This window comes from Rhizobium sp. TH135 (genome assembly GCF_002855515.1).
Taxonomy (GTDB): Bacteria; Pseudomonadota; Alphaproteobacteria; order Rhizobiales; family Rhizobiaceae; genus Allorhizobium.
On sequence record NZ_PKRP01000001.1, the window covers coordinates 318,543 to 340,979 of the forward strand.

Genomic DNA, 22,437 nt, shown 5'->3' on the forward strand with positions numbered 1-22,437 from the left:
TCCTGTGTGAGCGCTTTCGCTTAGGATTGGAAAAGTCGGGAATACTGGATCTCGTGGCGCATGCTGAGCGTATCCGCAATGATCGTCGCCGATCCAAGATCGTCGAGACCGAGCCGCGCATAGGAGGAAGCCGCATTGAGGATCGGCGCCTCCGATACGGCCAGGATCGAGACACCGCGGGTCTGGCCGATCACGCCGAGGCGGATAGCGACCGAGACATAGTGCGAGACCTGCGCATGCAGAAAGGCTGCGATCGCATCGACCCTGTCGACGCCATGCGCCGCCGCCACGGCACCGACGGCGACACTATAGGGCACAGCCCCGGACAGCGCATCGATCACCGGATGCGGCCAGGCAGAAGCAGCCTGAACGAAGGCCTCGCCGAGGCGGGTAATCTCTGCATATCGCTCTGCCGATCCGGCAAGTGCCGTCGCGAGCGACACGATCTCATCTAGCGCCTGGCCCTCACTCTGCAGCCGATGCGCCTCGCCAAGCAGGACTGCATCATTGCGCATCCCGCCATCGCCAAGCAGCACCAAAAGCCAGGCCTCGAGGTCAGCACCACCCGCCACATGACCTTCGACGACGGCACTCTCCAGGCCGGCAGAATAGGAAAACCCGCCGATGGGGAAAGCCGGCGAAAGCCAGGCCATCAGCCGGAGCAGCGCCTGGCGGGCGGCAAGACCGTCTGCCGCCATCTCAGCCATGGCCATGTCCGGCCTCGTGATGGCCACCGTGACCGCCATGCGCATGGTAGGCCCCGCGCACCGGCTGGAACGGCTCGACGACATCAGTGACCTCGGCGCCGAGACCGATCAGCATCTCGCGGATGACGTGATCGCGCTGGATCAGGATGCGGCCGGTTTCGATCTGAGCAGCGAGATGCCGGTTGCCGAGATGCCAGGCGAGCTCGATCAGGTGCTGTTCGTCACGTGGACGGATCTCGAACAGCCGCTCCTCGGCCGCCTGGATCTCGATCGTCGTGCCATCATCAAGCACAAGCCTGTCGCCGTGGTGGAAAAGGACCGGCTCCTTGAGGTCGAGCATGACCATATCACCATTGTCGAGATGCAGGAGCTTGCGTCGCAGATGTCGCCCGTCATGGGGAAGCACAACGGTGCCTTCCGGCGCATCGGCGACCGAACCGGCAGGTTTGAAGGATGTCGCGCGCTGCATGAAAACTCCCGGCATGACTGTTTTTTGAACCATGCACAGGAATGAGGCATACGGCAAGATCGTTCTTCAGCCTCGCCGTCCGATCGCGGCGAAAAGTCGAGCATCATCAGGAGCATGCTCGGCCAGCACGGGATCGCCGACCGACAGCGATTGCTCGTGGAAAACCCTGTTGCGACCGCTATCCTTGGCAAGGTAAAGCGCCTTATCCGCCCAGGCATAGACGATTTCCGGCCGCTTGCCGGGTTCAAATTCTGCGACACCAGCCGAGATGGTCACACAGAGTTGAGCCTGATGGTAACTCGCGCTTATCTCGGCCACCCTCAGGCGTGCCTGCTCGACCAGCGCCAGACGCTCCGCAAACGTGCCACCTTTCAGGATCACCCCAAATTCCTCCCCGCCCAGACGGGCGACGAGGTGCCGATCGCAAAACACCTCTTTCAACACTGATGAGATCGCCTGGATCACCCGGTCGCCGGCCTGGTGTCCGAAGCGATCATTGATCGACTTGAACCGGTCGATATCGATGATTGCGAGCGAAGCATCCTCCTCCACGGCAGCCAGGGCTTCGTTGAACGCCCGCCGGTTCGCAAGCCCCGACAGCGTGTCTGTCCGGCTCAAGCGTTCGAACTCTGTGCGCGACAGCATGAGGTCACGGATGACATGCCCAGCGACGAAGGCGAGAGCGCCCGACAAGACGCCACCAAACAGCCAGGAGAAGGCCACCATCAGCCTGACCGTCTCCTCAAACGGGATCGCCACGAGATCAAGCGCATAGAGGAACGGCAAGGCGGCCAGCCCGGCAAGACAGCTGATGATGACGGAGCGGAAGCTGACCCGGAGAGCAAAGCTCCAGATCCCACCAGGCCTGTCAAAGCCCTTGAGATCGATCTGCTGCCACGGCCGTTTGCCGATGAGAATCACCGCCTGCTCCTTCATGAACATGCTCATGGCTTAGGCTGCGTCGGTTGGCCTAATCCTAATAGAATCACTCAAATGCGATCGATCTCGGGATTGAAGGAGGAACCACCTAAAAAGGACGAGCGAAACCCAATCACGGAATTGGGAGCTCAACCGCAACGGCCAACGAAGGCCACTCCGCACCCTCAGGCGCCGTGATGCAGATCGATGGAAAGGTCCAGCATTTGCGGCAAAGGCGTCCACCAGCCGGTCCGGACCCCGGAGCTGCGCAGCATGGACGCCGTCCAGGTGTTGCAGCCGACAAACGCGTTGAATGATCCTTCCGCCTCGAAAAAGGCATCGTCAAACCCGTAAACCGCCCCAGGGATCGGCACAGGTTCCCCATTCTCCCGAACGAAGCTTGCGCGGATCGCAGCAATCATCCGGCTGCGGCCCTCACCCGTGACATCAAGAGGACGAACCGCCGGATGCGACCGATCGATCGCGCCTGCAACCGAGGCATGCAGCACCGAACGATCTATCGTCAGCGCCCGCAACACCGGCAGCGGTCGAATATCACCCCAGGTCGGCGTCTCGATATAGAAGGATCGACCGCCCCAGCCGATGATCAGATACTCGATGCCGGGCATATCGATCGGCAGCCCCGCCGGAATGAGATCGGCGAAAGCCGCCCGTACCTCGTCATCGAGCGGCAGCGCGATATCCGTATGGATCGGATTGGCGAGAAGCAGGATCTGACTGCCGGAACCAAAGGAGGCCGCAGCCGGCGACGTCAGCGGGCGAGGCACGAGAGTGCCGAGAGCCAGTGAAACAAGCAAAGCGGCCAGGAGGCCGCCCAGCCATTTCGCCAGTCGAGCAGCTCTGCCCATCAGAACAGGAAATATCGTTGCGCCATCGGGAGCTTCGTCGCCGGCTCGCAGGTCAGCAATTCGCCATCGGCGCGCACTTCATAAGTCTCCGGATCCACTTCCACATGCGGCGTCAAGTCGTTGTGGATCATCGACTTCTTCGAAATGCCGCCACGGGTGTTCTTGACCGCCACGAGCTGCTTCGCGACGCCGAGACGGTTGCCGAGGCCGGCATCGAGCGCGGCCTGGCTGACGAAGGTCACCGACGTATTGGTGCGCGCCTTGCCATAGGCACCGAACATCGGGCGGTAATGCACCGGCTGCGGCGTCGGGATCGAGGCGTTCGGATCGCCCATCGGGGCGGCGGCAATCATGCCCCCCATCAGGATCATATCAGGCTTTACGCCAAAGAAGGCCGGGTTCCAGATGACGAGATCGGCGCGCTTGCCGACTTCGACCGATCCGATCTCATGGGACACCCCATGCGCGATCGCCGGGTTGATCGTGTATTTCGCGATATAGCGCTTGGCGCGCATATTGTCATTGTCGCCGGTCTCCGACGGCAGGGCACCGCGCTGGCGCTTCATCTTGTCAGCCGTCTGCCAGGTGCGGATGATCACTTCGCCGACGCGGCCCATGGCCTGGCTGTCGGACGAGATGATCGAGAAAGCACCGATATCGTGCAGGATATCTTCCGCCGCGATCGTTTCCTTGCGGATGCGGCTTTCGGCAAAGGCGATATCCTCAGGGATCGACGACGACAGGTGATGGCAGACCATCAGCATATCGAGATGCTCGGCAATCGTGTTCACGGTATAGGGCCGCGTCGGATTGGTCGACGACGGGATGACGTTCATCTGGCCGCAGATCTTGATGATATCTGGTGCATGGCCGCCGCCCGCCCCTTCCGTATGGAAGGCATGGATGGTGCGGCCACGGATGGCGTTGACGGTGTCCTCGACGAAGCCGCTTTCGTTCAGCGTATCCGTATGGATCATCACCTGCACATCGTATTGATCGGCAACCGACAGGCAGCAGTCGATGGCAGCAGGCGTCGTGCCCCAGTCCTCATGCAGCTTGAGCGAGGTAGCGCCGCCGAGCACCATTTCCTCGAGCGCGCCGGGCAGCGAAGCATTGCCCTTGCCGGCAAAGGCGAGGTTCATCGGGAAGGCATCGGCGGCCTCGATCATGCGGGCGATATGCCAGGGACCCGGTGTGCAGGTCGTGGCAAGCGTACCATGCGCCGGCCCCGTGCCGCCGCCCAGCATGCAGGTGAGGCCCGACATCAGCGCCTCCTCAATCTGCTGCGGGCAGATGAAGTGAATATGCGCATCCATGCCGCCGGCAGTGACGATCTTGCCTTCGCCCGCAATCGCTTCGGTGCCGGGACCGACGATGATGTTGACGCCGGGCTGCGTATCCGGATTGCCGGCCTTGCCGATCGCAACGATGCGACCGTCCTTGAGGCCGATATCGGCCTTCACGATACCCCAGTGATCGAGGATCAGCGCATTGGTGATGACGGTATCGACGGCGCCGTTCGCCCGCGTCACCTGGCTCTGGCCCATGCCGTCGCGGATGACCTTGCCGCCACCGAACTTCACCTCTTCGCCATAGGTGGTGAAATCCTTCTCCACCTCGATGAACAGTTCCGTATCGGCAAGACGCACCTTGTCGCCTGTGGTCGGGCCGAACATCGAGGCATAGGCGGCGCGGGACATCTTGAAGGACATGGGTCTCAGGCTCCTTGGGAGAGGGCGGTTGTCTTTGGAAGGGCGCGGATGAGAGACCGCGTCATGCTGGCACGATCGATGCCGACTCGGTCTCGCAGGTTTGCGTCTCGGTTCAAACAGTCAGTTGGCATAGACCGACCCCAGGCTCTTCAGTTCTTCCGTACGGCGCGTCGTCAACTCGGCGAGGCAGGACGAGACGATCAGCGGCTGCATCGAACCGCCCTCGACCGAATAGCCCTCGACGTCGCAGGCCGCGTCTCGATAGGCGAGCCAGGCACGTTGGGAAGCAAGCAGCCGCTTGGCAGCCCCGTTATTGTCGGAGGCTGGCGACGCCTTGTCCCAGGCGAGCATGGCTGCACGCGTCTCCGCCCATTGCGCATTCATCGCGGCATCGGCTTTTCGGTAGTCATCAGCCGCGCACTGGTTCATGTCGGCCTGGGTCTGGGCATTGCTGCAGTCGACGGGGCGCACGTCCTCGCTCGATGCCGGCGCGTCCTTGAGCAAGACGCAGCCACAGAGCATCAGGATCATGCTCCAGTTCATCGCTCGCCCCATGGCCACGCCCCTGATCGCTGCATGTCAGAGGCCACCCATGACCTGCTGGCGGAAACCATAGACTTCGCGCTTGCCGGAGAGAGGGATCAGCGTGACCTGCCGTGTCTGCCCCGGCTCGAAGCGCACGGCAGTCCCTGCCGGAATGTCCAGGCGCATGCCACGCGCCTGTTCGCGCTCGAAGATCAGCCCGGCATTGGTCTCGTAGAAATGATAGTGGCTGCCGACCTGCACCGGCCGGTCGCCGCTGTTGGAGACTTCGATCGTCACGGTCGGATGGCCGGCATTCAGTTCGATTTCGCCAGGCGCGGCAATGATTTCACCGGGGATCATCGATCTCTCCTTGAGCAGGTTCAGGCAGCGCGCGAAGGCTGGCAGCCCTCGGCCTTGAGGATGCGTTTGGTAGAAGCCGGATTATTGGCGAGCTTTCCGGCAGGCCGGATCGGCCGACGCACCAGTTCACCGCCGCAATTCGGGCAGATGCCGGCAAGCGTGGTTTCGGCGCAATCGGCGCAATAGGTGCATTCGAAGCTGCAGATCATCGCCAGGCTTTCCGGCGGCAGATCCTTGTCGCAGCACTCGCAATTGGGTCGAAGTTCCAGCGCCATGTCCAGGTCCTCAGCGGATGGGTTCGTGCACGGTCACGAGCTTCGTGCCATCGGGGAAGGTCGCTTCGATCTGTACGTCGTGGATCATCTCGGCAATGCCCTCCATTACCTGGTCGCGGGTGATGACATGGGCGCCCGCCTCCATCAGATCCGCCACCATTCGGCCGTCACGCGCACCTTCGACGACGAAGTCGGTGATCAGCGCAATCGCTTCTGGATAGTTGAGCTTCACGCCCCGTTCCAGCCGACGACGGGCGACCATGGCGGCCATCGCGATCAGCAGTTTGTCCTTTTCCCGCGGCGTCAGATTCATGCGTGCTCCAATGGCGTGATCGTCAGAGATTCCAGACTTTTGGCACAGACGCGCCCCCGCGCAAGGCCGAAATGACGGGCAACAGGATTTTTCTCAAGGCAAAGCCGTCAGGGGCGGCCACACGGGCAACAAGCTTGCCTTGCCAATGACTTACGCCGCCCATTTCTTCACCGATCTGCTCACGAATTGGGCGGATCAGCGCTTCGGCACGCGGGCTGACGAGGATCACCGTGGCAAAGGCAACACGCCCGGCCAACACCGCCGGAGATGCCACGAGGCCGGCGACATCCCCACCGAGCTTCAGCTCTTCGGCATGAAGAAGCTGGCCTCCACGGCGGATCCGCCAGCGGTCGCGAACCAAACCGGCATTCATCGCCTCGCCCATGGCCTTGCGGCCGAGCAGGATTGCCTCGACGGCCAAAAATTCGGCGTCCTCGGCGAGGTCGGCCTCCAACCGGCGCGTGAGCGATGCGTTGTCGAAGAGAATGCTTTCCTGCGGCAGCCAGTGCATGCGGGCGCCCTCGCCCACCTCGATGCGTGTGGTGATTTGGCCAGTGCCGGCAGAAGCCTTGTAGATCTTTTCGCAGGCCTGCGTGGTTGCGGTTAGGAAGCAACCGGGACCGGCCCTGAAACTCCAGTCAAACTGGTCACCACCGGTGATACCGCCGGCGGTGTTGATAATAACGGCCTCAAGCTCGTCGCTGAAGGTCTCGGGCAGGCGGATCTTCGCCGCCCCTTCCTGATAAAGTTCGGCGATGCGCGTGCGCCCGCCGAGCGACTTCGTCACAAGTCGTCCGACACCAACGGCGCGTTGCTGTCTGGTTTGCTGGATGGGCTGCACCTTGTCCCCTGCCCGCCATCGCTGATCGCGGCGGTTTTCTGTTTGTCGCTGCAGGCAGCGTCGACCGCGACTGTCGCAATCATCTCGCCGCCCGAGGCCTTGAAGAATTCCCACATTCTGTCGGTCGCATCAACCTCGCGGATCGCCTTGTCGCCATTGGAGGCAAGGCGGAAGCGGACCGTGCGGGCTGGCCAGGCGTGGTCGGCGCTGGCAATCACATAGGAGACGACACTGGTGCCCGCACGGCAACCGGCGTAGGTCGCCACGTCGGCATTTTCGCCTGTCTCAAGCGAGGCTCGTGTCTCGCAGCCATTCAGCTCGGCCCAGCGGTTGAGCGCCACTTCGCCGCCGTAGCGCCAATAGGCCCGGCCACCGCCTTCGAACGGATTGACGTGATCCTTCTTGCCGGAAAACGCGATGATCGACACCGGACGACTCGGCTGGCAGCTTTCCCGCCGCGGCTGCCAGACACCGTTTTCCTCGACCGGAGTACCGGCGCGCAGGCCCATGACAAAGCCGGCGGCGGCAAAATCGCCGAAGCCGTTGCAGATGTATTGCGACAGCATCCGCCCGCCGCCGGAATAGCCGGAGGCGTAAACCTTGGTGGCGTCGATGCAGAGCTTATCCTTGGCAAGCTTCAGAAGCTCACGAATGGCGGCGGATTCATCTGCTCCCTCACCCGCGGTGACACCGGGCACGTTCCAGGCATGGGTGTTCGGCAATTCGCCCTTCAGGCTGCCAGCGAGCGCCATGACCACGAAGCCCTCGCGCTCGGCAACCTCGTTCCAGTGGCTGCGGCCGAGCTGAACCTTGGGATTGCTGTTCGATCCATGGAAATCGAGAACCAGCGGAACCTTCTTCTTGCCCGTATAGCTCGACGGAATGACATAGACCGCCTCGCGCTCCACGCCACCGGACTGGAAAGTGAGGCGATATTGGCCGGGCTCGATCGGGCTGCCGCAAGTGGCAGCCTGTGCGGCAGCGGTCGAGATACCAAAGAGAAAGAGCCCCGCGACCACGCGCAGTACGCCGCGTGCCCGCACGTGTGGGAATACCGTGCTGGTCGTCATGGATGTGCCTTCTGTTCGCAGATGCGCGTTTAATACCACGCGTGTCCCCAGCATCAACCCGACTTCGCTAATAAATCATCAACCCTGTCTTGCAAAATCACACGGTCAGATGACGCCGCGCTTCCGGCGTATCGAGCGTCTCGGCCGCCCCCTGATGCACGATCTCGCCGCGATCCATGATGTAAACGTGATCGGCGAGCTCCCGGCAAAAATCGAGATATTGCTCGACGAGCAGGATCGCCATGCCGGTCGTGTCGCGCAGATAACGGATCGCCCGGCCGATATCCTTGATGATCGACGGCTGGATGCCCTCGGTCGGCTCATCCAGCACCAGGATCTTCGGCCGCGTCACCATGGCCCGCCCGATCGCCAGTTGCTGCTGCTGCCCACCGGACAAGTCGCCGCCGCGCCGCGACAGCATCGTGTCCAAGACCGGGAAGAGCGCGAAGATATCATCCGGGATGAAGCGGTCCTTGCGGTCGAGCGGCGCATAGCCGGTCTCGAGGTTTTCCCGGACGGTCAAAAGCGGAAAGATCTCGCGGCCCTGCGGCACATAGCCGACGCCGGTCCGCGCCCGGTTGAACGGCGCCATGCCGTTGAGCTTTTGGCCGTTGAAGGTGATCGTGCCCGCCGACACCGCATGCTGGCCGGTAATCGCCCGCAGAAGCGAGGACTTGCCGACCCCGTTGCGCCCTAGCACGCAGGTTATCTTGCCCATCTCGGCATTGATGGACACGCCGCGCAGCGCCTGGGCGGCACCGTAGTGGAGATTGACGTTTTCGACTGTCAGCATGGCAATTCTCTTTTCATCTCTAAGTCGCCCCTCATCCGGCTGCCGCCACCTTCTCCCCGCAAGCGGGGGAGAAGATCCCGTGCCGCTGCCCTCCGAGCCGCTGAGGTCTCGGCGGGCAGGTCCCCTCTCCCCGCTTGCGGGGAGAGGGGAAGGGTGAGGGGCAAAAGCGCCCGAGCACCCATCCTCACCGCCCCAGATAATTCTCGATGACCTTCTGGTCGTTCGAGACGAAATCGATCGAGCCCTCGGCTAGCACTGACCCTTCCGCCAGACACGTCACCTTGACGCCGAGATCGCGGATGAAGCCCATGTCGTGTTCGACGACGACGACAGAGCGGGTCTTGGCGATTTCCTTGAGCAGAATGGCGGTCTCCGCCGTCTCCGCATCGGTCATACCGGCGACCGGCTCGTCGACGAGCAGAAGCTTCGGCTCCTGAGCGAGCAGCATGCCGATTTCCAGCCACTGCTTCTGGCCGTGGGAGAGATTGGCGGCCAGCTCGTCCTTGCGATGGGTCAGACGAACTGTCTCGAGGATCTCCTCGATGCGCGCCTTGTCTTCGGACGACAGGCTGTAGAACAGCGTGGCAAAGACACCGCGCTTGCGGTTCAGCGCCAGTTCCAGATTGTTCCAGACCGTATGGCTTTCGAACACCGTCGGCTTCTGGAATTTTCGGCCGATCCCAAGCTGGGCGATCTCGGCCTCGTCCTTCTTGGTGAGGTCGATCTTGCCGCCGTCGAAGAACACCTCGCCGCTGTCGGGCCGGGTCTTGCCGGTGATGATGTCCATCATCGTCGTCTTGCCGGCGCCGTTCGGGCCGATGATCGCCCGAAGCTCGCCAGGCTCGACAATGAAGGACAAGGAATTGAGAGCCTTGAAGCCGTCGAAGGAAACGGAGACGCCGTTGAGATAGAGCAGGCTTGAAGTGGTTTGGTCGCTCATCACATCACTCCGCAGCCACGGGGGCCGATTGGGGTTTCACGTCGCTATTGGCCGCATCCTTGTCCGCTTCACGGGCATAGTCCTTACGCTTGGCAAGATAGGCCTGGACGGTGCCGACGATGCCCTTGGGCAGGAACAGCGTGACGAAGATGAAGAGACCGCCCAGCGCAAACAGCCAGAGATCGGGGAAGGCACCGGTGAAATAGCTCTTGCCGACATTGACGAGGATCGCGCCGATGATCGGCCCGATCAGCGTGCCGCGCCCGCCGACGGCCGTCCAGACGACCACTTCGATGGAGTTCGCAGGCGCGAACTCACCCGGATTGATGATGCCGACCTGCGGCACGAAGAGCGCGCCGGCAATGCCCGCCATCATCGCCGAGACGACGAAGGTGAAAAGCTTGATGTTCTCGACCCGGTAGCCGAGGAAGCGCACGCGGCTTTCAGCATCGCGGACGCCGACCAGCACCTTGCCGAATTTCGACCGGGTGATGCCGGACGCGATGATCAGGCAGAGCGCCAGGAAGATCGCCGAGAGCGCAAAGAGCACGGCGCGTGTGCCATCCGCCTGGACGGAGAAGCCGAGGATCTCCTTGTAGTCGGTGAGACCATTATTGCCGCCGAAGCCCATGTCATTGCGGAAGAAGGCGAGCATCAGCGCATAGGTCATCGCCTGGGTGATGATCGAGAGATAAACGCCGTTGACGCGGGACCGGAAAGCAAACCAGCCGAAGACGAAAGCCAGCAGGCCGGGCACGATCAGCACCATCGCCATGGCGACGGGGAACATGTCCATGCCATGCCAGAACCACGGCAGTTCCTTCCAGTTCAGGAAGACCATGAAGTCCGGCAGGATTGGATCGCCATAGACGCCACGGGAGCCGATCTGGCGCATCAGATACATGCCCATCGCATAGCCGCCGAGCGCGAAGAAGGCGCCGTGGCCGAGCGAGAGGATGCCGCAGTACCCCCAGACGAGATCGAGTGCGAGCGCCAGCAGCGCATAGCAGAGATACTTGCCGAGCAGCGACATGACATAGGTCGGTACATGCAGAGCGCTATCGGGCGGGGTGAGCAGGTTGAGCGCCGGAATGAGCAATGCGAAGGCGATGAGGATGCCAGCGGCAATGAGGATCTTGCCTTCGAGTGCGCGCAGAATGAAGCCGGTAATCATGCTTCCACCGCCCTTCCCTTGAGCGCGAACAGGCCGCGCGGTCGTTTCTGGATGAAGAGGATGATCAGGACGAGCACGAGGATCTTGCCGAGCACGGCGCCGACCGAGGGTTCGAGGAACTTGTTGAGGATGCCGAGCGACAAGGCGCCAACCAGAGTGCCCCAGAGATTGCCGACGCCACCGAAGACCACGACCATGAAACTGTCGATGATATAGGCCTGGCCGAGGTTCGGAGAGACGTTGTCGATCTGGCTGAGTGCCACCCCGGCAATGCCGGCAATGCCCGAGCCGAGCGCAAAGGTGAAGGCATCGACCCAGGGGGTGCGGATGCCCATGGACGAGGCCATGCGGCGGTTTTGGGTGACGGCACGCATCTGCAGGCCGAAGGCGGACTTCTTCATCAGCGCGAGCAGCGCAAAGAAGATGGTGAGCGAGAAGAGCACGATCCACATGCGGTTCCAGGTGATCGTCATGCCGCCCAGCGCAAACGAGCCGGACATCCAGGACGGGTTGCCGACTTCCTGGTTGGTGGGTCCGAAGATCGTGCGGATCGTCTGCTGGAGGATGAGGGAAATGCCCCAGGTGGCGAGCAGCGTCTCAAGCGGCCGGCCATAGAGGAAGCGAATGACGCCGCGCTCGATCACGAGGCCGATCGCGGCCGTGACCAGGAAGGCAACCGGAAGCGCGATGGCCAGCGACCAGTCGAAGAGATCGGGATAGCTGGTGCGGATGACCTGCTGCGCCATGAAGGTGGAATAGGCGCCGATCATCACCATCTCGCCATGCGCCATGTTGATGATGCCCATGACGCCGAAGGTGATGGCAAGACCGATGGCCGCCAGCAGCAGTACAGAGCCGAGCGAAATGCCGTACCAGACATTCTGCGCGCCATCCCAGAACAGCAACTGCCCCTCAAGGCCGGTAATCGCCGCGTCGAGATCGGGTTTCAGGCTTTCGTCGATGGTGGAGGAAACCGACATCAGGATGCCGATCGCCTCCCGCCCGCCGAGTGAGGCGACGGTGTCGATGGCGGCACGCTTTTCGTCGGCGGAACGGTCGGACGCAAGCACCGAAACGGCGCGTGCTTCTTCCATGCGCGCCTTGACTTCCCGGTCTTGTTCGGTGGCGAGGGCAGCCTCGACAAGGTCGAGGTTCTCGGCGCTCGGCGATTGGAGCACCGCCTGTGCGGCCGCGAGCCGGACACTGCGATCCGGGCTGAGCAGCGTCAAGCCGCCCAGCGCCGAGCGGATGGCGCGGCGCAGGCTATTGTTGACCTTGACCTTGGTGAAGGCGCCCTTCGGCTCCTCCCCAACAGTCTCGCCCGTCAGCGGATCGATGGCCGCAAGGTTGCTGCCGGCAGGCTTGGTGATGAACACCTGACTGTCCGACTTGCGGACATAGAGATCACCCTCTGCAAAAGCTTCGAGCGCCGGCACGACCCGGGGATCGGCGGTGGCCGCGATCTGCCCGAGCAATTCTTCGGCCTGCTTGAAATTGGCTTTTCCGAGAGCGTTGATGAGATCTTTGGGATCGCTCTGCGCGAAGGAAGGCGCGGCGAAGGAAAGGAATAGGAAGGCGAGTGTGATGAAACGGATAAGCATTCTGTTGTCCCCCGGTTGGCGGGGCGGCGGAGCTCGAAAAGCCCCTCATCCGCCTGCCGGCACCTCCTCCCCGCGAACGGGCAGAAGGGGTAGTTCCGCTATGGGCGGTTTGCGAACACCCTCCCCTTGAGGGGGAGGGTCGAACCGAAGGTTCGGGGTGGGGTGATACCAACGACAAGCCCCACCCATCGCTGAGCGATGACCTCCCCCTGAAGGGGGAGGTAGGAGAAAGCTGATCAGCTACCCTTGCCCCCGCACTTGCCGGTGGCGACGTTGAAGTTGCCGCACTCCATCGGCTTGCGCCAATCGGAGATCAGATCCTTGGAGTCGGGCAGGTAATCCGACCATTCGTCACCGACGACAGACGGGGTCTGCTGGACGATTTCGAACTGGCCGTCGGCCTGGATTTCACCGATCAGCACCGGCTTGGTGATGTGGTGGTTCGGCATGACGGTCGAGGTGCCGCCAGACAGGTTCGGAACGGCAACGCCGATGATGCTATCGAGAACCGCGTCGGTCTCGGTCGTGCCGGCAGCTTCGACGGCAGCAACCCAGGCCTGGAAGCCGATATAGGCCGCTTCCATCGGGTCGTTGGTCACGCGCTTGTCGTTCTTGGTGAAGGCATGCCAGGTCTTGATGAACTCGGCATTGACGGGTGCGTCTACGGACTGGAAGTAGTTCCAGGCAGCCAGATGGCCGACCAGCGGAGCCGTGTCGAGGCCGGCGAGCTCTTCTTCACCGACGGAGAAGGCGACGACCGGAATGTCTTCGGCCTTGATGCCCTGGTTGCCCAGTTCCTTGTAGAAGGGAACGTTCGCGTCACCGTTGATGGTGGAGACAACGGCGGTCTTCTTGCCTTCCGAGCCGAACTTCTTGATGTCGGAGACGATGGTCTGCCAGTCGGAATGACCGAACGGCGTGTAGTTGATCATGATGTCTTCTTCGGCAACGCCCTTCGACATCAGATAGGCTTTGAGGATCTTGTTGGTCGTCTGCGGATAGACGTAGTCGGTGCCGGCAAGAACCCAACGCTCGACGCCTTCGTTTTCGGCCAGGTAATCGACGGCCGGGATGGCCTGCTGGTTCGGAGCAGCACCGGTGTAGAAGATGTTGCGCGAGGATTCTTCACCCTCGTACTGGACCGGGTAGAAGAGGATCGAGTTCAGCTCTTCGAAAACGGGCAGAACGGACTTGCGCGAGGACGAGGTCCAGCAACCGAAGACGGCCGCAACCTTGTCCTTCTCGATCAGCTCGCGCGCCTTTTCGGCAAACAGCGGCCAGTCGGAGGCCGGGTCAACGACGACGGCTTCGAGCTTCTTGCCGAGAACGCCACCCTTCTTGTTCTGCTCTTCGACTAGCATCAGCATGGCGTCTTTCAGCGTCGTTTCAGAGATCGCCATCGTGCCGGACAGCGAATGCAGAACGCCGATCTTGATCGTGTCTTCCTGGGCGAAGGCGCCGTGGAAGGCCGTCGTCGACAGCATGGCGCCGAGCAGCGCGCCTGTCAGTTTCATCTTCATGGACATTGTTGTGATCCCCTCTTCTTGGTCGCAACCGGTCGGTTAATGAGTGTTAACCGTTGCTGAAGGGGACTATCCGATGCCGCAGTGCAAAACCGTATACGTCGTTTGACGTAGGTCGGGGGGTAAAAGTGGGAACAGGACGGCGTCCGGGCACGTTCGGCCCTCCATCGTCTTTGCCCGATACGATGACGGCTTGTTCGGCGCCGTGGCGACATCGTATATAAGGGACGACCGAACAAAGGAATTGCCATGCTGTTGCCACCCCGTCGAGACGCCCTGAAACAGGCGACATCAAGTGCCCATGCCGCACTTGATGAGATGGTGGGCGGCTTCGCAACGGTCGCCGACTACCGCCGCTACCTTCAGGGTATCGCCGCCTTTCGGTTGCCCGTGGAGGCCTGGCTTTCCACAAACGCGTTGCCTCAAGCTTTTTCCGACTGGCAACCCGGCCTCGTCCACGAGGAACTGAAGGCCGACCTGTCCGACCTCGACACGCCGGAACCTCTGGTTGACCGCCCGTTTTCTCCGCCGGAGGGCGAAGGCGTAATCGGCCTCCTCTATGTGCTGGAAGGCTCATCGCTCGGCGCCCGACTTCTCGCGAAGCGGGCCGAGGCGCTTGGTTTCTCCGCCGATTTCGGCGCCCGACATCTTTTTTCTCAGGCACGGAACTTTTCGAACTGGCGTGCGTTTTCGGAGCGTATGGAGAACGTGCGTGGATACGACGCCCGCGCAGCCGCGCACTGGGCAAACACCGCTTTCGACTATGCCCGTGATGCTTTCGAAAGCGCTATGAATGTTGACCACGCCTGCCGTCGATCTAACTAATTGCGATCGCGAGCCGATCCATATTCCCGGATCCATTCAGCCGCACGGCTGTCTTCTCGCCTGCGATTTACCGATCACGACGATCCGTCGCCACTCGGCCAATGCGTCAGAGATGCTGGGCGGGCCCCGCCGCCTCGATGGAATTTCGGTTGTCGAACTTCTGGGCGAAGACGTCACGCATGACATCCGCAATGCGATCGCAGCGGCACCGGATGCGAGCCGCCCGGCTGTCATTGCCCACCTGCTTTTGCCGAACGGCCGATATTTCGATGTCGCCGTGCATCGCCAGAAGCAGGGCGCCATCCTGGAATTCGAGCCGTCCCTGAGACGGACCCAGCCTCTTCAGCTCGCACGTGAGATGATCGGTCGGATCAAGGACATCAATGACATCGACCTCCTGATCACTGCATCCGCGAAACTCGTTCGCACCGTGCTCGGCTACGACCGCGTCATGATCTACCGCTTCGAGGACGATGGTTCTGGCAAGGTCGCAAGCGAGGCCAAGCGCCACGACCTTGAGAGCTTCCTCGGCCAGTACTTTCCCGCGACCGACATCCCGCGTCAGGCCCGGATCCTCTACATGCAGAACCCGATCCGCGTCATTTCGGACGCGCGCGGACTGCGGGTGAACCTGGTGCCCGAGGCAGAAGAGCAAGCCTCACCGCTCGACCTCTCCTTTGCCCACCTGCGCAGCGTCTCGCCCATCCATTGCGAATACCTGCGCAACATGGGTGTTTCCGCCTCCATGTCGATCTCGGTGATTGTCGACGACCGCTTGTGGGGCTTGATCGCCTGCCATCACTACGCGCCGAAGACACTGACCATGTCGGAGCGGATCGCGGCCGAAATGTTCGGCGAGTTCTTTTCGCTGCATCTTCTGGCGCTGAAGCAGAAGCGCAAGCTCGACATCGCAAATGAAGCGCGTCGATCGCTGGACCGCTTCCTGCAGGCCGCGTCGCACCACGTTGACCTCGATGACATCCTGATGGCAGCCCTGCCCGAGTTCCAGACACTCTTTGCCTGCGATGGCGTGGGCATGTGGATGAACGGGCGCTGGACTGCGATCGGCGCTGCCCCACCGCCGGGGCGCGAAGTGGATCTTGCACACTTCATACGAGATGTCGCCGACGGCCGGATCTGGTCGACGAAGACACTCTCGCATGATTATCCGCCGGCAGCCGACTATTTCGAAGACGTATCCGGCGTCATGGCGGTTCCGCTGTCGCAGATCCCGCGCGATTACCTCTTCTTCTTCCGCAAGGAACGCCTGCAAACGCTGAACTGGGCGGGCAATCCGGAAAAGACCTATGAGACAGGCCCTCTCGGCGATCGATTGACGCCACGCAAGAGCTTCGCCCTGTGGAAGGAAACCGTTCAGCGGCAGGCGACACCATGGCGCGATTCCGACCTTGAGATCGCCGAAGCGATCCGGTCGGCAACCGTCGAGATCGTGCTGCGCCACAACGAGCTGATGGAAGAAGAACGCAGCAAGTCGGACGTGCGTCAGCGCATGCTGAACGAGGAACTGAACCACCGCGTGAAGAACATTCTGGCGGTCATCAAGTCGCTCGTCACCTGGCCGTCACAGGATCAGGTTCCGATCGACGACTATATCGGCTCGCTGCGTGGTCGCATTCATGCACTCTCGCATGCCCATGACCAGTTGACCCGCGGTGGCGGTGGCGGCACGCTCGGTGACCTGCTCGAGGCGGAACTCCTGCCCTATCGCGCCGGTCGAAGCTCGATCAACATTGGCGGCCCTGCGGCCACGCTGGATGCCCGCGCCCATGCTGTGGCAGCGCTCGTGATCCACGAACTCTGCACCAATGCTGCCAAGTACGGTGCGCTTTCGCGCGATGGCGGGGCCCTCGATGTGACTTGGGAAGAGCTCGAGGATGGCGATTGCATCTTGCGCTGGCGCGAAAATGGCGGTCCAACGGTTGGGCCGATTGGACGCAAGGGTTTCGGAACGGCACTGATCGAGAGAAGCATCCCTTACGATCTTGGCGGCACGAGCAGTCTCGACTACCGACCGGAAGGCCTCTATGCAGAGTTTCGTCTGCCCGGCCGGTTTTTGACTTGGGAAAACGAACCAACGCGTTCGGGGAAGGGTCAGGCCATGGATAGCCAGGCAGCGGTTGAACCCGTCAGCATTGCAGGTCTGCCGGTCCTGCTCGTGGAGGATCAGGTGCTGATCGCCATGGACGCGGAGATGATGCTTGCCGACGCTGGCATCGACGTCATCGTGACGGCAAGTTCGAGCACCGACGCGCTGAACCGCCTGAAGACCTTCACGCCCTCGATTGCCATTCTCGACATCAATCTCGGACGCGACACCTCAGTCCCGGTGGCCGAGGAACTGCAGCGACGCGGAATCCCCTTCGTCTTTGCCACCGGTTACGATGACCGGTCGGTGGTGCCCGACGAGCTTTTGTCGATCCCGGTCGTGCGCAAGCCCTATGACGCAAACGCCCTCGTCAAGGCGCTGTCGGACCGCCTGGCGGCAACAGACCCCGCGCACTGAAGGCACGAACTCGACGTCAAACCCTTGGATTGACAGGGTTGTCACCAACCAACATAAACCCTACGTTCTCTTTACGTTCCAGAACAGGAGGGAAACATGGAGGCGTTGGAGATCTTCATCGTCGAGGCCAAGGCCGTCACCTATGTGAGCGGCAAGCATCAGGCCTCCGTATCCACCCGTCCCGGTGCCTGCGACATCGCCTATGAGCGGGGCCGGTTTCGCTATCTCGACAGCTATTTCGGCGGAACGGACTTTCTCGGCCAGGAAGTCATTTGGGAAGACGCGACCCCGGTCTGGGCTATGAACTGTTACGGCCGCATCCTCGATCCGCAAAACTTCGATGGCGAACGCGCCGGCACCGTTATAAAGCAGGCGCTCAGCGCCCTTTATCAGGAAAAGCGCTTCCTCGGCGGCTTCGCCTACCAGCATGCTCTCGGGGAATATGTCGATCAATCCGTGGGCGACTACAGCAGTTTCCTCGGTGTCGAGCGCATTCTGGTCAACGACCGGGTCGTCTATCAGCTCGACTATCAGGGAGGCCTGATCAAGCCCTGACGGCCCTTGCTATTCTGGACAATCCCGTGAAAATGCCTAAAGGAAAGCCAATCCAACAAAGGCGCTAGATTTTAGGCATGCCGGCACGCCAACGCATCATCCCCGTCCGTCGCGAATACAATCGCTGGGTTGCGAACCAGACGCTGGAAGACTATGCGCTGCGCTTTACCGCCAAGAGCGCCCGCAAGTTTTCCTCAAGCCGGATCTCCCAGACCGCGATCGGCGCCATCTCGTTTCTCGCGCTGGAGGCGATCGGCGGCACGATCACCATTGCCTATGGCACGACCAACGCCTTCTTCGCCATCATCGTCGCCGCCATCCTGATGCTGCTGGTCGGGATCCCGATCAGCAAATACGCGATCCGCCACGGCGTCGACATCGACCTTCTGACCCGCGGCGCCGGCTTCGGCTATATCGGCTCGACCATTACTTCGCTGATCTATGCCGCCTTCACCTTCATGCTCTTTGCCATCGAGGCATCGATCATGACCAAGGCGCTGGAGCTCGCCTTCGGCATTCCGCTCTGGCTTGGCTACATCATCTCGGCGATCGTCGTCCTGCCGCTAGTCACCTACGGCATCCGGATGATCTCGAAGTTCCAGCTGCTCACCCAGCCCTTCTGGATCGTGCTGAACATCCTGCCTTTCGTCTTCATCGCCTTCCTGGACTGGGAAAAGATCGATCTCTGGCGCGCCTTTGCCGGCATCAACCATTCCAACGCCCATCTTGGTCAGGCGGCTCCCTTCGACCTCCTGGAATTCGGCGCCGCCTCCGCCGTGATCCTGGCGCTCATGCCGCAGATCGGCGAGCAGGTCGACTTCCTGCGCTTCCTGCCGCCCGAGGGTGCGCGCAAGCTGCACCACCGCATCGCGATCTTCCTCGCCGGCTCGGGCTGGGTAGTGCTCGGCGTGCCGAAACTGCTCGCCGGTTCCTTCCTCGCGGTCCTCACGCTCTCGACCGGCGTGCCCATCAGCGAGGCAGCCGACCCAGCACACATGTATGTGGCCGCATTCGGCTACATGCTGCCGAACGAGACCGCGGCCATGCTGCTGATGGCCGGCTTCGTGGTCATCTCGCAGCTCAAGATCAACGTGATGAACGCCTATGCGGGGTCGCTCGCCTGGTCGAACTTCTTCTCGCGCCTGACCCACAGCCATCCGGGCCGCGTTGTCTGGCTCGTCTTCAATGTGGCGATCGCCCTTCTGTTGATGGAACTCGGCATCTACGGCCTGCTCGAAGAGACGCTTGGCATCTTCTCGATCATCGCCATGAGCTGGCTCTGCGCCATCTCGGCCGATCTCTTTATCAATAAGAAGCTTGGCCTTTCACCACCGGGCATCGAGTTCAAGCGGGCCCATCTTTACGACATCAACCCGGTCGGCTGCGGCACCATGGCGCTTTCGGCTGGCCTTGCGCTCGCCGCCCATTTCGGCGCCTTCGGCGACCTCATGGCGTCGCTCTCGACCTATGTGACCCTGGTCGCCTTCCTCATTTCACCGCTCATCGCCTGGTGGACGGAAGGCAAGTTCTACCTCGCCCGCAAACCGCGCCACAGCTGGAAGAACCAGACCGGCATCACCTGCTCGATCTGCGAACATCCTTTCGAGCCGGAGGACATGGCCTGGTGCCCCGCCTATGCAGCACCGATCTGTTCGCTCTGCTGCACGCTCGACAGCCGCTGCCACGACATGTGCAAGCCGCATGCAAAGATCAACGCACAGGCCGCGACCGTGGCGCGCGCCTTCCTGCCCGAGGCGATGCTCGAAACCTTCTCGACCCGTCTCGGACGCTACGCGCTGACCGCCATGGTCTCGATCTCCGTCATCGGCGGCATCCTGGCGCTGATCGCCCATCAGGTGAATGCCGCGACGCCCGACATGACCGACGTGGTCAACCGCACGGTCACCGTCGTCTTTTTCATCTTCGCCATCATCGCCGGCATCGTCTCCTGGTTCTACGTGCTCGCCCATGACAGCCGCGTCGTGGCCGAAGAGGAATCCTCCCGTCAGAACACGCTGCTGCTCAAGGAAATCGCTGCCCATCGCAAGACCGACGCAGCACTGCAGAACGCCAAGGAGACCGCCGAGGCCGCCAACCGCGCAAAGAGCCGCTATGTCGTCGGCTTGAGCCACGAGCTGCGCACACCGCTCAATGCCGTGCTCGGTTACGCCCAGATCCTCGAGCGCGACGAGACGATCCCCGTGCCACGCCAGTCGGCGATCAAGGTTATCCGCCGCTCCGCCGACCACTTGTCGGGTCTCATCGACGGGCTCCTTGATATCTCCAAGATCGAGGCCGGCCGCCTGCAGGTCTTTTCCAACGAGGTCAACATCCAGGATTTCCTCGACCAGCTGATCGACATGTTCGCCCCCCAGGCCGCGGCCAAGGGCATTCTGTTCGAGCACCAGCGCTCCCGGAACTTGCCGCTTTATGTCCGGACCGACGAACGCCGGCTGCGACAGATCCTCGTCAACCTGCTCTCCAATGCGATCAAGTTCACCGATGAAGGCACGATCCGCTTCGGCGTCGACTATCGCAGCCAGGTCGCAACCTTCACGGTCAGCGACACCGGTCGCGGCATTTCGGAAAAGGACCTGAACCGCATCTACGAACCCTTCCAGCGCGGCGAGGCCGACAATGTTCGCCCGATGCCGGGGCTGGGCCTAGGTCTCACGATCACCAAGCTCTTGACCAACACGCTTGGCGGCGAGATCTCGGTCACCAGCGAGCGCGACAAGGGCTCGACTTTCAAGATCCGTCTGATGCTCTCGACCATCGACCGTCCGAACACGGCGCCGGCCCCGGAGCGAAAGATCGTCTCCTATACCGGCCCGCGGCGCACCATCATGGTCGTCGACGACAACGAGGACCACCGCGAACTGATGCGGGAGGTTTTGGCCCCACTGGATTTCGTCGTGCTGACCGCCGCTGGCGGCCCGGAATGCCTGACCCTCATCGAAGGTGTGAAGGCAGACCTCTTCCTCGTCGATATCTCGATGCCGGGGATGAACGGCTGGCAACTGGTCGAGAAGCTCCGCGATGCCGGCCAGAAGGCACCGATCCTGATGCTGTCCGCCAATGTCGGCGATGCCCCTGCCCCAGGCGGCGAAGGTCATGATGACGCAATCACCAAACCCGTCGACATCACCCGGCTGCGCGACAAGCTCGCCCGCTTCCTCGGGCTGGACTGGATCTATGCCGACGATCCGCGCCTGCTGATGCCGGCAACGCTGCCCGACAAGCCGGTATCTCCGGGCGCCGGGCATATCGAGGAGTTGATCAGCCTTTGCGATATCGGCTATGTGCGCGGGATCGAGGCAAAACTCGCCGAACTCGGCGGGCTGGGAAACAACACGGCCTTCGTCGACGCGGCCCGCGCTCATGTGCAGGCCTTCGATCTTGCAGGCCTTCGCGGTTTCCTGACCTCCTTTGAAACCGGCAGGGAGCCGATCCATGGCTGAGGCGAACCGCCGCGATATCGTGCTTCTCGTGGACGACAGTCCCGATGCGCTCGGCTTTCTCACCGAAGCCTTGGAAGCATCAGGCTATTCCGTGCTGATTGCGACCTCCGGCCACGGTGCCCTCTCGATCGTCGCCCGCATCAGCCCGGATCTCATCCTGCTCGATGCCGTCATGCCCGGCATGGACGGCTTTGAGACCTGCCGTACATTGAAGGCCGATCCGATCGTCGCCCAGGTGCCAGTCATCTTCATGACGGGCCTGACGGAAACCGAACACGTCGTCAAAGCACTGGAATCCGGCGGCGTCGATTATCTCACCAAGCCGATCAATATCGACGAGCTGCGCGCCCGCATCCGCGTTCATCTGTCCAATGCCCGCTCGGCCCAAAGCGCCCGCGTGGCGCTTGATGCTGCGGGTCGCCACCTGCTCGCCATCCGTGGCGACGGCCAGGTGCATTGGACCACGCCCCAGGCAAACCGGCTGATCGAGACCGCGACGGGCCACGCAGACGGTATCGGGGATGTCGCGAAGGCCGCCGCCGCATGGCTCTCCGTCCGCCGTGCCGGCAGCCCTGCTCAGGGCGAGTCGAGCTTCGCCTTCGCAGGCGCCACCGGCCTGCCGCTGACGCTCTCCCTGCTTGGCACGATCGGCGCCGACGAATATCTCTTCCGCCTCACCTCCGCCAACCGGCAGAGCGAGGACGAGATGCTGCGCGAACGCTTCGGCCTCACCCATCGCGAAAGCGAGGTCCTCTTGTGGATCGCCAAGGGCAAGGCCAACCGCGACATCGGCGAAATCCTGGGCTTGTCGTCACGTACGGTGAACAAGCATCTGGAGCAGATCTACTCCAAGCTCGGCGTGGAAAACCGCGCCTCTGCCGCCGTAAAGGCAGCGAATGTGCTGCGCGAGACGTAACCGTCCAAAGCACTGACGCGCCCATACCTTCACCACAGAACTCGACCTGACACCGTCGCTCCGCCG

Annotated in this window: 21 protein-coding genes; 5 read left to right on the forward strand and 16 right to left on the reverse strand. The window is 62.0% G+C overall.

Features of this window, described 5'->3' with window-relative positions; translation table 11 throughout:
• Window positions 1-20: 20 nt before the first annotated feature.
• The 16 genes from C0V73_RS01565 to urtA all read right to left on the reverse strand — a co-directional run bounded on the left by C0V73_RS01565 (window position 21) and on the right by urtA (window position 14,093).
• The gene (locus C0V73_RS01565) at window positions 21-698 is read right to left on the reverse strand and encodes an urease accessory UreF family protein (RefSeq protein ID WP_172450038.1); all 678 of its coding nucleotides are present in this window, start codon (window positions 696-698) and stop codon (window positions 21-23) included.
• 1 nt (window position 699) lies between these two features.
• Entirely contained in the window at window positions 700-1,176 is a 477-nt protein-coding gene (gene ureE, locus C0V73_RS01570; protein ID WP_102018891.1) for an urease accessory protein UreE, read from the reverse strand.
• A gap of 66 nt (window positions 1,177-1,242) precedes the next feature.
• The gene (locus C0V73_RS01575; protein ID WP_245407849.1) at window positions 1,243-2,124 is read right to left on the reverse strand and encodes a GGDEF domain-containing protein; all 882 of its coding nucleotides are present in this window, start codon (window positions 2,122-2,124) and stop codon (window positions 1,243-1,245) included.
• Window positions 2,125-2,279: 155 nt separating this feature from the next.
• A complete protein-coding gene (locus tag C0V73_RS01580) occupies window positions 2,280-2,963 on the reverse strand; it encodes a TIGR02117 family protein (RefSeq protein ID WP_102018241.1) in 684 nt (227 codons plus the stop codon).
• Window positions 2,963-4,675: an urease subunit alpha gene (gene ureC / locus C0V73_RS01585; RefSeq protein ID WP_102018242.1), complete on the reverse strand. Its 1,713-nt coding sequence runs from the start codon at window positions 4,673-4,675 to the stop codon at window positions 2,963-2,965. The genes C0V73_RS01580 and ureC overlap by 1 nt, the downstream gene beginning before the upstream one ends.
• A gap of 120 nt (window positions 4,676-4,795) precedes the next feature.
• The gene (locus C0V73_RS01590) at window positions 4,796-5,230 is read right to left on the reverse strand and encodes a lysozyme inhibitor LprI family protein (protein ID WP_102018243.1); all 435 of its coding nucleotides are present in this window, start codon (window positions 5,228-5,230) and stop codon (window positions 4,796-4,798) included.
• Window positions 5,231-5,254: 24 nt separating this feature from the next.
• Window positions 5,255-5,560 (reverse strand): urease subunit beta, encoded by a 306-nt coding sequence (locus tag C0V73_RS01595; RefSeq protein WP_102018244.1) that lies wholly within the window; start codon window positions 5,558-5,560, stop codon window positions 5,255-5,257.
• Window positions 5,561-5,580: 20 nt separating this feature from the next.
• Window positions 5,581-5,835: a DUF1272 domain-containing protein gene (locus C0V73_RS01600; protein WP_102018245.1), complete on the reverse strand. Its 255-nt coding sequence runs from the start codon at window positions 5,833-5,835 to the stop codon at window positions 5,581-5,583.
• Window positions 5,836-5,845: 10 nt separating this feature from the next.
• Window positions 5,846-6,148 (reverse strand): urease subunit gamma, encoded by a 303-nt coding sequence (locus tag C0V73_RS01605; protein WP_054148370.1) that lies wholly within the window; start codon window positions 6,146-6,148, stop codon window positions 5,846-5,848.
• Window positions 6,149-6,170: 22 nt separating this feature from the next.
• Window positions 6,171-6,989, reverse strand: coding sequence for an urease accessory protein UreD (locus C0V73_RS01610; protein WP_102018246.1), 819 nt, complete (start codon window positions 6,987-6,989; stop codon window positions 6,171-6,173).
• Window positions 6,932-8,059, reverse strand: a complete 1,128-nt coding sequence (locus C0V73_RS01615; protein ID WP_102018247.1) for a PHB depolymerase family esterase — start codon at window positions 8,057-8,059, stop codon at window positions 6,932-6,934. Before C0V73_RS01615 ends, C0V73_RS01610 begins: the two co-directional genes overlap by 58 nt.
• A gap of 97 nt (window positions 8,060-8,156) precedes the next feature.
• A complete protein-coding gene (urtE, locus tag C0V73_RS01620; protein ID WP_102018248.1) occupies window positions 8,157-8,852 on the reverse strand; it encodes an urea ABC transporter ATP-binding subunit UrtE in 696 nt (231 codons plus the stop codon).
• A 184-nt stretch (window positions 8,853-9,036) separates the two neighbouring features.
• Entirely contained in the window at window positions 9,037-9,792 is a 756-nt protein-coding gene (gene urtD, locus C0V73_RS01625) for an urea ABC transporter ATP-binding protein UrtD (RefSeq protein WP_102018249.1), read from the reverse strand.
• A 4-nt stretch (window positions 9,793-9,796) separates the two neighbouring features.
• The gene (urtC, locus tag C0V73_RS01630; protein ID WP_102018250.1) at window positions 9,797-10,966 is read right to left on the reverse strand and encodes an urea ABC transporter permease subunit UrtC; all 1,170 of its coding nucleotides are present in this window, start codon (window positions 10,964-10,966) and stop codon (window positions 9,797-9,799) included.
• Window positions 10,963-12,567, reverse strand: a complete 1,605-nt coding sequence (gene urtB / locus C0V73_RS01635; RefSeq protein WP_102018251.1) for an urea ABC transporter permease subunit UrtB — start codon at window positions 12,565-12,567, stop codon at window positions 10,963-10,965. Before urtB ends, urtC begins: the two co-directional genes overlap by 4 nt.
• 236 nt (window positions 12,568-12,803) lie before the next feature.
• The gene (gene urtA / locus C0V73_RS01640; RefSeq protein ID WP_102018252.1) at window positions 12,804-14,093 is read right to left on the reverse strand and encodes an urea ABC transporter substrate-binding protein; all 1,290 of its coding nucleotides are present in this window, start codon (window positions 14,091-14,093) and stop codon (window positions 12,804-12,806) included.
• 246 nt (window positions 14,094-14,339) lie between these two features.
• Here urtA and C0V73_RS01645 point away from each other — a divergent pair, with 246 nt between their 5' ends.
• The 5 genes from C0V73_RS01645 to C0V73_RS01665 all read left to right on the forward strand — a co-directional run bounded on the left by C0V73_RS01645 (window position 14,340) and on the right by C0V73_RS01665 (window position 22,371).
• Complete coding sequence (locus tag C0V73_RS01645; RefSeq protein WP_102018253.1) at window positions 14,340-14,915, forward strand: biliverdin-producing heme oxygenase; 576 nt, start codon at window positions 14,340-14,342, stop codon at window positions 14,913-14,915.
• A complete protein-coding gene (locus C0V73_RS01650; protein ID WP_102018254.1) occupies window positions 14,884-17,439 on the forward strand; it encodes an HWE histidine kinase domain-containing protein in 2,556 nt (851 codons plus the stop codon). The genes C0V73_RS01645 and C0V73_RS01650 overlap by 32 nt, the downstream gene beginning before the upstream one ends.
• Window positions 17,440-17,535: 96 nt before the next feature.
• Window positions 17,536-17,994 (forward strand): DUF5680 domain-containing protein, encoded by a 459-nt coding sequence (locus C0V73_RS01655; RefSeq protein ID WP_102018255.1) that lies wholly within the window; start codon window positions 17,536-17,538, stop codon window positions 17,992-17,994.
• A gap of 77 nt (window positions 17,995-18,071) precedes the next feature.
• Window positions 18,072-21,455 carry an ATP-binding protein gene (locus C0V73_RS01660; RefSeq protein WP_102018256.1) on the forward strand — a complete coding sequence of 1,128 codons (3,384 nt, stop codon included), beginning with the start codon at window positions 18,072-18,074 and terminating at the stop codon, window positions 21,453-21,455.
• Window positions 21,448-22,371 carry a response regulator transcription factor gene (locus C0V73_RS01665; RefSeq protein ID WP_102018257.1) on the forward strand — a complete coding sequence of 308 codons (924 nt, stop codon included), beginning with the start codon at window positions 21,448-21,450 and terminating at the stop codon, window positions 22,369-22,371. Before C0V73_RS01660 ends, C0V73_RS01665 begins: the two co-directional genes overlap by 8 nt.
• Window positions 22,372-22,437 lie beyond the last annotated feature (66 nt).